At 72.5% G+C, this 14,486-nt stretch carries 3 protein-coding genes; all 3 read right to left on the reverse strand.

From position 1 onward, the window contains the following. Positions 1 to 28: 28 nt before the first annotated feature. Genes ACIOMQ_RS09595 through ACIOMQ_RS09605 form a run of 3 tightly spaced genes read right to left on the reverse strand, consistent with a single transcriptional unit; the run spans position 29 to position 14,444 of the window. The gene (locus ACIOMQ_RS09595; protein ID WP_402188471.1) at positions 29 to 1,729 is read right to left on the reverse strand and encodes an ABC transporter ATP-binding protein; all 1,701 of its coding nucleotides are present in this window, start codon (positions 1,727 to 1,729) and stop codon (positions 29 to 31) included. Continuing rightward, entirely contained in the window at positions 1,716 to 12,599 is a 10,884-nt protein-coding gene (locus tag ACIOMQ_RS09600) for an amino acid adenylation domain-containing protein (RefSeq protein ID WP_402188473.1), read from the reverse strand. Before ACIOMQ_RS09600 ends, ACIOMQ_RS09595 begins: the two co-directional genes overlap by 14 nt. A gap of 57 nt (positions 12,600 to 12,656) precedes the next feature. Continuing rightward, the gene (locus ACIOMQ_RS09605) at positions 12,657 to 14,444 is read right to left on the reverse strand and encodes an ABC transporter ATP-binding protein (protein ID WP_362197303.1); all 1,788 of its coding nucleotides are present in this window, start codon (positions 14,442 to 14,444) and stop codon (positions 12,657 to 12,659) included. Positions 14,445 to 14,486 lie beyond the last annotated feature (42 nt).

The raw sequence follows: 14,486 nt of genomic DNA on the forward strand, positions 1-14,486 counted from the left end.
GGGCGCGTCCCCGGAACCGCCCGGCGCTTCACCGGGCCACGGCCAGGCAGTAGTCCGCGTTGCCGGCGAGGAGGTTGCGGTGGGTGTCCTCGGCGGTGATGACACCGTCGTCCAGGACGAGAACACGGTCGGCGGCGTCCAGGAGGGCCGGGCTGCTGGTGATCACGACCGTGGTGCGGCCGCGGCGCAACTTCGCGACATTGCGCGCGACGAGCTGCTCGGTGACCGCGTCGACGGCTGTCGTCGGGTCGTGCAGGACCAGCACTTCGGTGTCGGCGGCCAGAGCGCGAGCCAGGGACAGCCGCTGCCGCTGCCCCCCGGACAGATTCGCCCCCCGGTCGCGGACCGCGTAGTCGAGCCCGTCGCGGTGGAGGGCGACGACATCGGTCAGCATGGACGCCTCGACGGCCTCGGGGACCGTCCGGCTGGTGCCCGACGGGTCGATGTTCGTGCGGAGGGTGCCCGCGAAGATCTCCCCGTCGTACGGATTCACCAGCATGTGCTCGCGGACCGCCTCGATCGACAGGTCCGCGATCGCCTGCCCGCTGACCCGCACCACTCCCTCGTACGCATCGGGCGCGACGTTCACCGCGAGGACCGACGCGAGGTCGGCCGCCGCGCGCGGCTGATAGACGGCGATCGCCACGAACTCCCCGGCATGCACCTTGAACTTCAGTTCGCGCAGGGACCCGTACCGGACGCAGTCGACGTCGAGGTCTCCGCCCGCGGCCGGACGCTGCGGCCCCGGGGTCGTCACCGGCGGCGCGGAGAGCACCAGCGCCATCCGCTCGGCCGACGCGCGCGCCATCATCACGTACTTGGGCATCTCCGAGAACATCTTGAGCGGTTCGATGATGAACTGCGCGAGGCCCACGGCCATGACCAGTTCACCGATGGTGATCCGGTCGCCGAACGCCAGCCAGCCCGCCGTCAGGGACACGGCGGCGGCGAGGACCGCGTTGAGGGCCAGTGCGGTGCCCGCGTAGGTGCCGTTCACCCTGGCGACGGTGATCGCCTGGCGCTTCGCGTCCGTGCTGACCTTGCGGTAGGACCCGAACGCCGCGTGGTTGCCACCGAAGCCGTGCAGCGGGCGCAGACCGATGATCAGGTCGGCGACCTTTGCGCCCGCCCGCGCCACCCGGGCCTGCTGTTCGCGGGTACTGGCGCCGATCCGCTTGGACATCACGGCCAGGATCGACAGGATCGCGACGGTCCCCGCGATCACCAGCAGGCCGAGCCGGATGTCGGCCAGGGCCAGCGCGACGGCCGCGACCACCACCGCGACCAGGGAGCTGATCAGCAGCGGCACCACCTCGATGATGTCGGCGGTCTGGTCGGCGTCCTCGGTGGCGATGGTCAGCACCTCGCCTGATTTCAGGCCGCCGTCCCTGGCCACCGGCTGGAGCCCGCAGGCGGCCACCCGCACCCGCCAGCGGTGCGCCTCGGTCGTGTTGGCCTTCTGCAGGACGCGCATCCCGAACCGCCACGACAGCGACACCGTCGTGATGATCACGGCCAGCGCGCCGATCGACAGGCCGAGCGCGCCCGGGCTCCGGTCCTGCATCGTGTGTTCGACGATCAGGCCGAGCGCGATGGGGAAGGCCGTCTCCCCTGCCTGGTACAGGCCCATGAGGACGGTGCCCCAGAACATGGCGCCGACGTTGCGGCGCAGTGCGGTCCGCAGGATGTCCGACCCCGGGCGGGGCCGCTGCGTGTCAGGAGTCTTCATCAAGGTGGCGGGCAATCGCTTCCGGGGTTCGCAGGGTGAACAGATCACGGATCGTGATCACAGGACCGTACTCCCGGCGGAGCAGCCCGATCAGCCGCACCGCCAGCATGGAGTGCCCTCCGAGGGACACGAAGTCGCTCACCGCGCTCACCTCGTCGTCGTCCAGGTCCAGTGCCTCGGCGAAGAACTCGCACACCGCGGTCTCGGTCTCGGTCTCCGGGCCGCGTTCGCCCGCCGTGGTCAGCGCGCCGAGCGGCCTGGCCTCCGGCAGCGCCCTGGTGTCGGCCTTCCCGTTCACGGTCAGCGGGATGCTGTCGACCTGGGCGAAGTGCGTCGGGCGCAGGAAGTCCGGCAGCCCGGCGCCCACCTCCTCGGCGACCTGCGCCAAGTCGGAGCCCTCCAGCACGAGATAGGCGGCCAGCCGGTACGCGCCGTCGACCTGCGGGTCGGGCTGGGCGACCGCGGCGGCGAACCGCACCGCCGGGTGTGCCGCGAACACCGCCTCGACCTCGCCCGGTTCGACCCGGTGCCCGCGGATCTTGACCTGCTGGTCGGTGCGGCCCAGGTACGCCAGGTTCCCGTCGGGCCGGCGGACCACGAGGTCGCCGGTGCGGTACATGCGCTCGCCGGGTCCGCCGAACGGGCACGCGACGAAGCGGTGCGCGGTCTGGGCGCTCTGCCCGAGATAGCCGCGGGCGATGCCGATGCCCGAGACGTACAGCTCACCGGGAACTCCGTCGGGCAGGGGCCGCAGCCACGGATCCAGCACGTACACCTCGGTGTTGTCGATCGCCACGCCCACCACCGGATCCTGGCATTCGAAGGTGCCGACGCCGAGGGTGTTGATGGTGTACTCGGTGGGCCCGTACAGGTTGTAGCCGACCGTCCCCTCGGTCTCGGCGAGCCGCCGCCACAGCGTCGGGGTGACGGCCTCGCCGCCCAGCAGCACCAGCGCCGGCCGCCGTGCGGGGTTGTCGAGCAGTCCCTCGGCCACCAGCTGCTGCGCGTAGGTCGGGGTCACGTTGATGACGTCGATCCCGTGTTCACCGCAGTACTCGACCAGACGGGGGGCGTCGCGGCGCAGTTCCTCGTCGCAGATGTGGACCTCGTGGCCGTCGGCGAGCCACAGCAGCTCCTCCCACGACATGTCGAACGCGAACGACACCGTGTGCGCGATCTTGAAGACCCGGTGGCCGTGCTCGGCGAGGACCGGCTCGAAGATCCGCCGCTGATGGTTGATCAGCATGTTGGTGAGCCCGGCGTACTCGGTCACCACACCCTTCGGCTTCCCGGTCGACCCGGAGGTGTAGATCGTGTACGCGGGGTGCCGCAGGCGGTCCGGGTCGTCCGGTGCGAACGTCACGTAGGGATCGGCCTCGGGCAGGGGTCGGTCCAGCTCGATCAGGTCGCCGCCGAGCCGGGGCGACACGGCGCTCACGGTGAGGATCACCTCGGGTCGGGCGTCCGCGACGATGGTCGCGATCCGCTCGTCCGGGTGGTCCAGTTCCAGTGGTACGTACGCGGCGCCGACGCGCAGCACCGCGAACAGCGCCACGATCGAGTCGAGGGAGCGCGGGATCGCCAGACCCACCGTCGTCTCGGGGCCGATGCCCCGCCGGGCGAGCACACCCGCCACCGCGCGGCTGCGGTCCCGGAGTTGGGCGAAGGTCATGGCCGAGCCGTGGGCGACGAGCGCGACCCGCTGCGGATCACGGTCCGCCGCCCGGTCGAAGCGGTCGACGACGGTGTCCGTGCCGACGTCGGTGCGCTCGGCCGGTCCGGGGTCCGGGGCGAGCCCCGGCAGCGCGCCCAGCTGCCCGGTGGACCGGGCCAGGTCCTCCAGCACGCGGAGGTAGTCGTCGAGGAGACGGCGGGCGCCCTCGGGGTCGCCGTCGCGGTGCTCCAGCTTGACCGTGAGCCGGTCGCCGGGCGTGACGACCCAGGTGAACGGGTAGTGCGTGGAGTCGTCGGCCTGCACCGAGGTGATGCCGTGCCTGGCGTTCATCTCGGCGAACGCGTCCAGGTCCAGGAAGTTCTGGAGCACGAACAGGTTGTCGAACAGGGTGCCGTGTCCGCCGGCCCGCTGGATCTCGCCGAGGCCCAGGTGCTCGTGCTCCATCGCCTCGACCCGGGCCGCCTGGACGGCCGACAGGTACGCGCCGACCGTGTCGTCGGGCCGTGCCCGGGTCCACATGGGCACCGTGTTGAGCAGCACGCCGACGATGCCGGAGTGGCCCTCGCCCTCCCGGCCCGAGACGGTCACGCCGAACACGGCGTCACCGCGGCCCGTGTGGGCACCGAGAAGGAGGCCGAACGCGCCGGTCAGCACCGTGTTCAGGGTGACGCCGTGCACCCTGGCCGCGTCCCGCAGCAGCTGTGACAGTTCGGCGGAGAGCGTGTGCACGAGCGCGCGCGGCAGGTCGTCCCCCGAGAGGGCCGGGGCCGGTCCGGCGAGCAGCGTCGGACCTGACAGGCCGGCCAGGTGCTCCGCCCAGAAGCGGTTCGACACCGCGGGGTCCCTGGCGTCGAGCATCCGGGCGTAGTCCTCGAAGCCCGGCACGGCCGGAACCGCGACCGGCGGCTCGCCCGCCACGACGGCCTCGTACGCCTCGAACAGGTCCCGCAGCACGATCTCGCGGGACCAGCCGTCCCAGAGCAGCAGGTGGTAGCTGAGCAGCAGGCCGTCCCGGCCGTCGGGCAGCCGCACCACGGTCAGCCGGATCAGCGGCGGTTCGCCCGGGTCGAATCCCGAATCCCGGTCCCGGGTGCGCAGCTCCTCGACCTCCGCGTCGGTCGTCGCGGCGACCGTACGGACGTCGACCCGCCGGCCCGCCTTGAGGACCTGTACGGGGTTTCCGTCGTCGTCGGTGGTGAAGCCGGCGCCCACGACCGGGTGGCGCGCGATCACGTAGGCCATCGCCTCGGCCAGCGCGTCGGTGTCCAGGCGGCGGTCGAAGGTGAACCAGCTCTGCGCGACGTAGTGTCCGGCCGCGCCCGCCATCTGGGCCTGGAAGAACAGGCCCCGCTGGAGAGGGGTGACCGGTGCCGTGCGCTCGGCCGTGGTGGAGGCGTCCGCGATGTGCTCCAGCGCGGTGCGCCAGTGCTCGGTGATCTCGTCGGGTATGCCCTCGGCGAGGGTGAAGGCCGCGTGCAGGCTTCCGGTGGCGTCGTCGGTCCACGCGTTGACCTCGACGGCGTACGGGCTGCCCTGATCGCCGCCGGTGAGGTGCAGCGCCTGGGACTCGCTGCCCCGCCCGAGGTAGTTGAACAGCACCTGCGGGCGGGCGTTCAGCAGCGGGGCCGTCTGCGGGTTGAGGTACCTGAGCCGGCCGTAGGCGACGTGCCCGCACTCGTCCGGCTGGCGTTCGGCGACCTCGCGCGCCGCCGCGACGGGGTCGGTGTGCGCCGTGAGCCGCACCGGTGCGATGGCGGTGAACCAGCCGACGGTACGGGAGTAGTCGTGGTGTTCGAGGGCCGGGACCCGGCCGTGCCGCTCCAGTTCGATCGCGAGATCGGTGGGCGTGGGCTGGATGTGGGTCAGCGCGGCGCGCAGCGCGCCGCACAGCAGCTCGGTGAGACCCACGCCGAGTGCGGCGGGTGCCCTGCGCGTCACGCGGTCGCTCGCCTCGGGCGCGAGCACGACCGTGGTCTCGCGCAGAGCCTGGACCGCGGGCAGCAGCACGGGGGCTCGGAGCGTGGTGACCCAGGGTCCGGGGTCGTCGGTCCCCCGGGCGGACCGGGCCGCCAGTGCTTCGGCGTACTCGGCGTAGGACGTGGTCGGCGGGGCCAGGGCCGCCCCGCTCATGGCGGTGGCCAGGTCGTCGAGGAGGACCAGCCAGGACACCGAGTCGACGGCGAGGTGGTGCACGGTGACCACCAGGGTGCGGCTCGCCTCCAGCCAGGAGAACGCGATGACGTCCCCGGATTCCGGATCGAGCCGTCCGGCGGCCTCGTTCGCCGCGGCCGTCGCATCGGAGGCGTCCGTCGGCACGACGGTGACCTCGCGGACGGGTTCGGTGCGCAGGGCCCACACGCCGTGCTCGACACGCAGCCGCAACCGGAGGGCCGGGTGCGCGGCCACGACGGCGTTCGCGGCGCGCCGGGCGTCGGCAAGGCCGGTGCCCTCGGCCGCCACCAGCGTCCTGGCCTGGGCGAACCGGGCGAGCGACCCGCCCAGTTCACGCTGGCGCAGGATGATCGGTGTCGCCGGGAGCGGACCGTCCTCGCGGCGGGACGGTGCGGACGCCACGGACTGCGGGGTGTGCGTGGCCAGGTGGTCGGCGAGCGCGCGCGGTGTCTTCCACAGGAACACGTCCCGGGGGGCGATCGGCAGGCCGAGCGCCCTGGCCCGGTTGATCACGGTGATGGCGACGATGCTGTCGCCTCCGGCGCTGAAGAAATCGGTGTCGGCATCCACCGCGGCGCCGGGCAGCGTCCGGGCGAAGATGTCGACCAGTGCGGTGAGCGCGGAGTCGTGCGCGGCCACCGGGGTCTCGTCCTGTGCGGCTCGCTCGGTCAGTGCCGTGCGGTCCAGCTTGCCGTTGACCGTCAGCGGCAGGGCGTCGACCGGCAGCACCCGGCCCGGCACCATGTGCACGGGCAGCTTGGTGGACAGCAGGACGGTGAAGTCACCGGGCACCCGGCCCACGACGTGCGCGACGAGGTGGTCGCCGCTGTCCGCCACGGTGACGGCCGCATCGACGACGCCGTCGAGTTCCCTGACCGCGGACTCCACTTCGCCGAGCTCGATACGGAAGCCCTTGAGCTGCACCTGGTCGTCGGCACGGCCGGCGAACTCCAGCTCGCCGTCGAGCGTGCGGCGGGCGAGGTCGCCCGTGTGGTACATGCGGGAGCCGTCGGCCGCGAACGGGTTCGCCACGAACCGGCCCGCGGTCAGCCCCGGCCGGCCCAGGTAGCCGAGCGACACCTGGTCGCCGGCGACGTAGATGGCGCCCACCCGGCCCGGCGGCACCGGCCGGAGCCGGTCGTCGAGCAGGTGGGTCACCAGGCCGGGAAGGGGACCGCCGATCGGGCTGACGTCGTCGCCGGGTCCGAAGTCCTCGTCGGTCAGCACGCGGTGGGTGACGTGGACGGTGGTCTCGGTGATGCCGTACATGTTGACCAGTTCGGGCGCAGCGGTGCCGTGCCGCTCGACCCAGCCGCGCAGCCGCCCGAGGTCCAGCTCCTCGCCTCCGAAGACGATCCGGCGCAGCGTCGTGACCGGTTCACCGGCGTGCCGGTCGGCCTCGATGAACTGGTAGAACGCGGACGGGGTCTGGTTGAGCACGGTGACCGCGCGCTCGCGGACCAGCCGGTGGAAGTCGACCGGGGAGCGGGTCAGCGCGTACTCCGGCACCAGCAGTTCGCCGCCGTGCGCCAGCGCGCCCCACAGCTCCCAGACCGCGAAGTCGAAGGAGAAGGAGTGGAACTGGACCCATACGTCGCGCGGGCCGAAGTCCATGCCGGGCCGGGTGTTCGCGAGGAGCGTCACCACGCTGGAATGCGGGACGACGACGCCCTTGGGCCGGCCGGTCGAGCCGGACGTGTAGATGACGTACGCGGGATCGTCCCGGCCGACATCGGGCTCGGTGGTGTCCAGCGGCAGCTCGTCCCCCTGGACGAGCACGCGAGCCTGCACGCCTGCCCGGACCAGCAGCCGGGTGAAGCGGTCCTGCTGCTCACGGTCCACGAGTACGACCTGCGGGGCGGCGTCGGCGAGGATGTACTCCAGCCGTTCGTCCGGGTACGCCAGGTCCAGCGGCACGTACGCACCGCCCGCCGTGACGGTCGCGACCAGGGCGACGACCTGCTCGACGGAGCGCGGGACGGCGACGGCGACCCTCTTGCCCGGCCCGGCGCCGGCCGCGCGCAGGGCCGAGGCCAGTTCGTTCTTGGCGTCCGCCAGTTCACCGTAGGTCAGTGACCGGGTGGTGCCGTCGAGGGCGCACTGGGTGACGGCGGTGGCTGCCGGGTCGCGGTCCGCGGCGGCGTCGAACAGGTCGCCCAGGGTCGCCGGGGACGTCTCCGCCGGGCTCCGGCCGGCCTCGGGGGCCGGCTCGTCGACCGGGGCGTCCGGCCGGTCGAGCAGGCCGGTGAGGGTACGGGTGAATGTGCGCAGGATCGCCTCGGCGCTCTCCCGGCGCAGCAGTTCCCCGTCGTAGATCAGGTCGAAGCGCGGACGGCCGTCGCGTGCGCGCTCCACCACCAGCGTCAACGGGTAGTGCGGGGCACCCTCGTTGACGATGTCGGTGATGACCAGCGCGTCGCCGGGCCCGCGCAGTGCGTCCACATCGGTCGCGACGTCGAACACCACCAGGGTGTCGAACAGGGAGCCGGCGCCGGCCTGACGGCCGATCCGCGCCAGCGAGACGTGCTGGTGCGCCAGCACCGTGCTCTGGTGTTCCCTCACCGAGGCGAGCAGGTCGCGCGCCGTGGTGGCGGCGGTCCACCGGGCGCGCACGGGGATCGTGTTGATGAACAGGCCCACCATGTCTTCGATGCCGGGCACCTCGGCATCGCGCCCGGACACCGTGGAGCCGAACACGACGTCCCTGCTGCGCAGGATGCCGCCCAGTGTCACCGCCCACGCGCTGTGCACGGCCACGCTCAGGGGCACACCGGCCGACCGGGCGGCCGCGTCGATGTCGTCGGCGGGCTCGACGGCGGTGTCGGCGAACCGTTCGGAGGGGGTGTGCCCCTCGGCCACCAGCGAGGGGCCGGGCAGTCCGGCGAGTTCCTCGCGCCACACCCGGTCGCTCTCGTCGTGGTCGCGTCCGGCGAGCCAGCTCACGTAGTCACGGTAGCCGCCGAGCGGGTACGCGGTCCCCGGCGCGTGGTACTCGGCCAGCAGCGCCCGGAGCATCGGCGGCACCGACCAGCCGTCGGCGATGATGTGGTGCACGGTCTGCACCAGGACGTTGCGGCCGGAGCCGGCGCGGATGAGCGTGTACCGCATCAACGGCCCGGTGGCCAGGTCGAAACCGGCGCGGCGGTCCCGCTCGGCGTGGGCGCGGATCTCGTCGTCGGTGAGGCCGGGACGGTCCAGCGTGGCGAAGGGCGCTGCCACGCCGCTCTCGACGACAGAGACGACACGGCCGTCGGCGAGGGCTGTGAACCGGGCGGCCAGGTTGGGGTACAGCGTGAGCAGCCGGGTGGCCGCCGCGGCGAGCCGGTCGGCGTCCACCTCGCCGTCCAGCGTCAGGAGTTGCTGCTCAACGTAGCTGCCCGTCGCGTCGTCGTCGAAGACCGAGTGGAAGTACAGGCCCTCCTGCAAGGGGGTCAGCGGCAGGATGTCACGCAGCGCCGGGCCGTCCAGGCTGTCGACATCGGCCTGGGTGAGCGGCACCAGGGGGAAGTCGCTGGGAGAGTGGCCGCCTTCTTCGAGCACGGCCAGGGCGGCCAGGGCGGTACGGAAGTACTGGCCGAGGGTTGTGATGTCCTCGTCGGTGAACATCCCCTCGGGCCAGGAGATGGTGGTGACCAGCTCGTACGCGCCGCTCGCGTCGGGTTCGGCGATCGCGTTGAACTCCAGGGCGCGGGGCATGCGCATCCGCGGGTCGCGCTTCTCGCCCAACTGCCCCGTGGTGCCCGCGAGCTGCCAGTCTCCGGTGGCGCCCGCGTCGAAGCGGCCCAGGTAGTTGAACAGCACCTGCGGTGCGGGCGCGGTCAGCCCGGTGTCGGTCAGATACCGCAGGGCACCGTAGGAGACGCCGTTGCCCGGCACCCCGGCGAGGTCCTCCTTGACCGCCTTGAGGGCGGCGGCGAGGTACGCGGGGGCGGTGAAGTCGGCTGCCGCGCCGGGATCCACGGTCACCGGGAACAGGGTGGTGAACCAGCCCACGGTCCGCGACAGTTCCGGCTCGAAGCCGGCGGCGTCCGCCACGAAGCGCCCCTCGCGGCCGTGTCCTTCGAGTTCGATGTGGGCGAACGTCTGATCCTGTCCGCGGTCGCGGCGCCACCGGGCAAGGGTGACGGCGAGCGCGGTCAGCAGCACGTCGTTGACGCCCGCGTGGAACTTCGCGGGAATCCCGCCCAGCAGTGCGGCGGTGTCCCCGGGCCCGAGGGAGACGGTCTGCGTCCGCTCCCGGGCGACGGTGTCGGCCTCGGTCGGCGCACGCCTGCCCAGCGGTGCGTCCGCTCCCGGCAGGGGGCGCCGGAAGTAGGTGCGGTCCGCGTCGAATGCCGCGCGTTGCAGCAACTGCGTCCAGCGCCTGAACGACGTTCCCACGGGGGGCAGTTCGATCGGCGCGCCGGAGGCGAACCGGCGCCATGCCGTGGCCAGGTCGTCCATCAGGATCCGCCAGGACACGCCGTCGATCACGACGTGGTGGGCGACCAGGACCAGTTGCCGCGCCTCGCGGCGCCACACGGCGCGCAGCATCACACCGCGCGCCGGGTCGAGCCCGTCGGTGGCGAGCGCGACACACTCCGCCGGCGGGCGGTCGCTCTCCTGCCACCCCACGACGGCCTGGCCCGACTCCGGGATGTCGAAGCCCCAGCGGTCGCCGCGCACCAGCCTGGCGCGCAGCATGTCGTGCCGTCCGAGCACGGCGGCGAGGATCTCGTCGAGGGCCTCGGCGGTCAGCTCCGCCGGCGTGTTGAGTACGACCGACTGCACGAAGCCGTCGATCGCGTCCGTGGTCTCACCGAGCCACTGCACGATGGGCGATCCCACGACGGAACCGGTCGCGACGTCGCCGTGGTCCGCCGTGGAGACGTCCTCGCGGCTCGCCACCGCGGCCAGTGCCCCGAGAACGCTGTGGGTGAAGATCTGCCGTGCGGTGACGTAGAGGCCCGCGTCCCGCAGTGCGCTCAGCAGTGAGATCGCCAGAATGCTGTCTCCGCCGAGCTGGAAGAAGTCCTGGTCGACACCGGCCTTCTCCAGCCGCAGCACCGCCGCGACGGCCGCGCACACCGCCCGCTCGTCGTCGGTGGCGGGCGCCACGGCGGAGCCGGCGGCGACCACGGGCTCCGGCAGGGCGCCCCGGTCGAGCTTGCCGTTCGCGGTGAGCGGGAACTCCTCCATGACGACGAGGTGGGCGGGCACCATGTACTCCACCATGTGCAGGGCGGCCCATGCCTTGACCTCGTCCGCCTGCAGTTCTTCGTGGCCGGCGGCCGGGATCACGTACCCCACCAGGTAGGTGCCGCCCGCCGTGTTCTTCTTCGCGACGACGCAGGTGTGCCGCACCCCGGGGTGCTCCGCGAGGCCGGCCTCGACATCCTCGATCTCCAGCCGCATGCCGCGGATCTTGATCTGGTTGTCGGCGCGGCCGAGGAAGTCCAGCGACCCGTCCGGGGCGAAACGCGCCAGGTCGCCGGTCCGGTACAGCCGGGACCCGTCTCCGGCGAAAGGATTCGCCACGAATCGGGACGCCGTCAGGCCGGGCGCGTTGACGTACCCGCGCCCCAGGAGGAGTCCTCCCGCGTACAGCTCGCCGCCGACCCCGACCGGGACCGGGCGCAGTTCGTCGTCCAGCACGTACAGCTGGGTGTTGGGGTTGGCCTTGCCGATCGACGTCGACAGGCGTTCGGCCGCACCCCGGTAGATGACGTGGGAGACGCCGATGGTCGTCTCGGCCGGGCCGTAGCCGTGGTACAGGGGGATGTCGAGCCGGGTGCGGAACCGCTCGTACAGCTCCGGGGTCAGCACCTCGCCGCCGCACCACACGTGCCGCAGGCTGTCGAGGCGGCCGGAGTCGCCCGCGATCTCCAGCAGTACGTCCAGCATGGACGACACCAGGTAGGTGAAGGTGACGCGCTGCTCGGCGATCACGCTCAGCAGGTGGTGCGGGTCGCGTTCGCCGCCGGGCCGCAGGATCACCAGTCTGCCGCCGGACACCAGCGGCAGGAAGATCTCGTTGATGGAGATGTCGAAGGACAACGGCGCCTTGAACAGCGACGCGTCGTCGTGGCCGAAGCCCAGGATCTCACCGGCCTGCCACAGCAGGCGCTCGCTGATCGCCTCGTGCCGGATCATGGCGCCCTTGGGCCGTCCGGTCGAACCGGACGTGAAGATCACGTATGCCAGGGCCGTGCCGGGGACGGGGGCCTCGGGCGCCTCGGCGGGGTGGGCACCGAACCTCCAGTCGCCGAGGTCGACGGCCACGGCGTCCGGTTCGCCCGCTCCGTGCTCACCCGATTCGTTGAGCTGCAGCACGACCCGGGCGTCCTCGATGACGACGGCCCGTCGCGCGGCGGGCCACTGCGGATCGAGCGGCACGAACGCGCACTTCGCCTGGAGCACGGCGAGGAGCCCGATGACCATCTCGGCGGAGCGGCCCAGCGAGATGCCGACGACCTGTTCGGAGGTGAGACCGCGTCCGATCAGGTGATGGGCCAACTGGCTGGCGCGTTCAGCTGCCTCACGGTAGGTCAGCGACCGGTGCTCGTCGACGATGGCGACGGCGTCCGGTCTGGTGCGCGCCTGTTCACGGAACATCTCCATGACGGTCGGGCGGGCCCGGTCGGCCCGGGTGTCGTTCCACTCGGCCAGGGTTTCGATCCTGGCCGCCGTGCTGGACGGGCCGATGGTGCCGATGGGCCGGTCCGGGAAGTCGGCCAGGTCGTCCAGCGCGAGTTGCGCGTCGGCCGGGCCGACGCCGTCGGGGACGGCGATGCTGCGGCCGTCCGCGCCGACCTCCCAACCTCCGCTCCCGGCACCGCCGTTGTCGACCCATCCGAGGACGTCGGCGAACAGGGTGCCGGGGGTGAGGTCCAGGCCGTCGGGGCTGTGGCCGCCCGCCCAGTACGAGAGCCCGATGGCGCACGCTTCGGCGATGGTCCGGTCACCGTAGTCGCCGGTGCGCCTGCGTACGCCGGCCAGGCGGGTGGGAGAAAGCAGTACGCGAGGAGCGCTCGGTTCCATCATCGAAGACTCAGCATCCTTCCAAGGTATGCAGGTCAGCCTAACTTAACCAAGGCTTACCTAACTACCCTCTCGCCAAGCGCGCCACAGACGCGCGTACTGGCCGCCCAGGGCCACCAACTCCCCGTGCGTTCCCTCCTCCACCACGCGTCCCGCGTCCAGCACGGCGATCCGGTCCGCCGCCATCGCCTGGGTCAGCCGGTGCGCCACGAACAGCGTGGTCCGGCCCGAGCACGCGGCCAGCACGGCCCGCTCCAGCTCGGCGGCGCCCTCGCTGCCCGCCTCCGCGGTCGACTCGTCGAGCACCACCACCGGTGAGCGGCCCAACACCAGCCGGGCCAGGGCGATCTGGGCGACCTTGGTGACGTCCAGGCGTTCACCGCCCTCGCCGACCATGGTGTTCAGCCCGTCGGGCAGCAGCTCGAACCACCCGTCGGCGCCGACCGTGCGCAACGCGTCCATCAGCCGGGCATCGCTCGCCTCGGGCGCGGCGAGCCGCAGGTCGTCGGCGAGCGAACCCGAGAACACGTGCGTCTCCTGCGTCAGGATGCTCACCAGGGCCCGCGCCCCGGCCTCGTCCAGACCGGCGAGCTCGTGCGACCCGATGCGCACCGACCCGGCCTGCGGGGTCCCGATGCCGGCGATCAGCGCGGCCAGGGTCGACTTGCCCGCCCCCGTCGCCCCCACCAGAGCGAGCGAGCCGCCGGCCGGGATGGACAGGTTCACCTCCCGCAGCACCGGTTCCTCGCTGTCGGGATAGCTGAAGGTCAGCCCCTCCACCGTCACCGGGTGCGGCCCGGCGTCCGCCGGCGCGACGGACACGTCGCCCACCAACCGGTCCTCCGCGGGCTCCCCCAGCACCCCGACCAGGCGGGTGAGGCTCGCGCCCGACTTCTGCGCCTCGTCGAAGGTGAACATGATGGCGCCCAGCGGGGTGAACAGCCGGTGGAACATCAGCGGGGCCGCCGACACCTCCCCCAGAGTGGCGGCGTCGGCCTCCAACAGGGCGTACCCGACCACAAGGATCAGGACCAGCCCGATGAACTCGGCGCGGTTCTCCCTGCCGACGAACCGGCCGAAGAACCGGAACACCTCGACGCCGAGCTCGCGCACCCGCCACGACTCGTGGGTGACCTTCTCGCGGACGGCGTCCTCAAGGCGGTACGCGCGGACCGTGTCGATCCCGTTCAGACCGCTGATCAACGCCTGCGCACGGTCGGCCTGGGCCGCCCGCTGCCTCTGGTAGAGCGGTGCGGACCGGGGCAGATACCAGCGCAGGGCCAGCGCGTACGCGGGCAGCGCGCCGGCGCCGGCCAGGCCGAGCCGCCAGTCCAGTCCGAACATGCCGGCCGTGGCGATGACGACCAGCACGCCGGCCGAGAACACCGTGGGGACGGCCGTCCGGATGCCCTTGGACAGCACGGCCACGTCGTCACCGACCCGGGACAGCACGTCGCCCCGGCCGACCTGCTCGATGCGTGCGCTCGGCATCCCCAGCACCGCGCGGACGGCACCTTCCCGCAGCCGTGCAAGCAGATCCGCTCCCAGCCGTCCGATCAGGTACGTGGACACCGCGGTGGCCGCCGCGCCGAGCAGCGCGGCGGCCCCCATCAACACTCCGACCGTGACCAGCACCGAGCGCGATTGATCCTTGACCACCCCGTCGACCACCCGGCCCAGCAGGAGCACCGGGAGCACCTGGAGCGCCGCCCCGGCCACCGTGGTGAGCACGGTGGAGGCCGTCAGCCACGGGGCCCGGCGGCAGTGCGCCGCGACCCACCCGGTGGCCTCACCTCCGGTCGCCGTGCGCAGGGCCGCCGGGGCGACGCGGGTGCCGGTGGCGCTCACGCCGGGGCCAAGTCGCGCCGGGGACGGGACAGTTCGATCGCC

Origin of the sequence: Streptomyces sp. NPDC087845 (genome assembly GCF_044742755.1) — a bacterium.
In the GTDB taxonomy this organism is placed as follows: domain Bacteria; phylum Actinomycetota; class Actinomycetes; order Streptomycetales; family Streptomycetaceae; genus Streptomyces.

What these genes read in the sequence shown, in the direction of transcription:
- ACIOMQ_RS09600 (WP_402188473.1), bottom strand. Translation starts at nt 12,599, where the DNA reads ATGATGGAACCGAGCGCTCCTCGCGTACTGCTTTCTCCCACCCGCCTG.
- ACIOMQ_RS09595 (WP_402188471.1), bottom strand. Translation starts at nt 1,729, where the DNA reads ATGAAGACTCCTGACACGCAGCGGCCCCGCCCGGGGTCGGACATCCTG.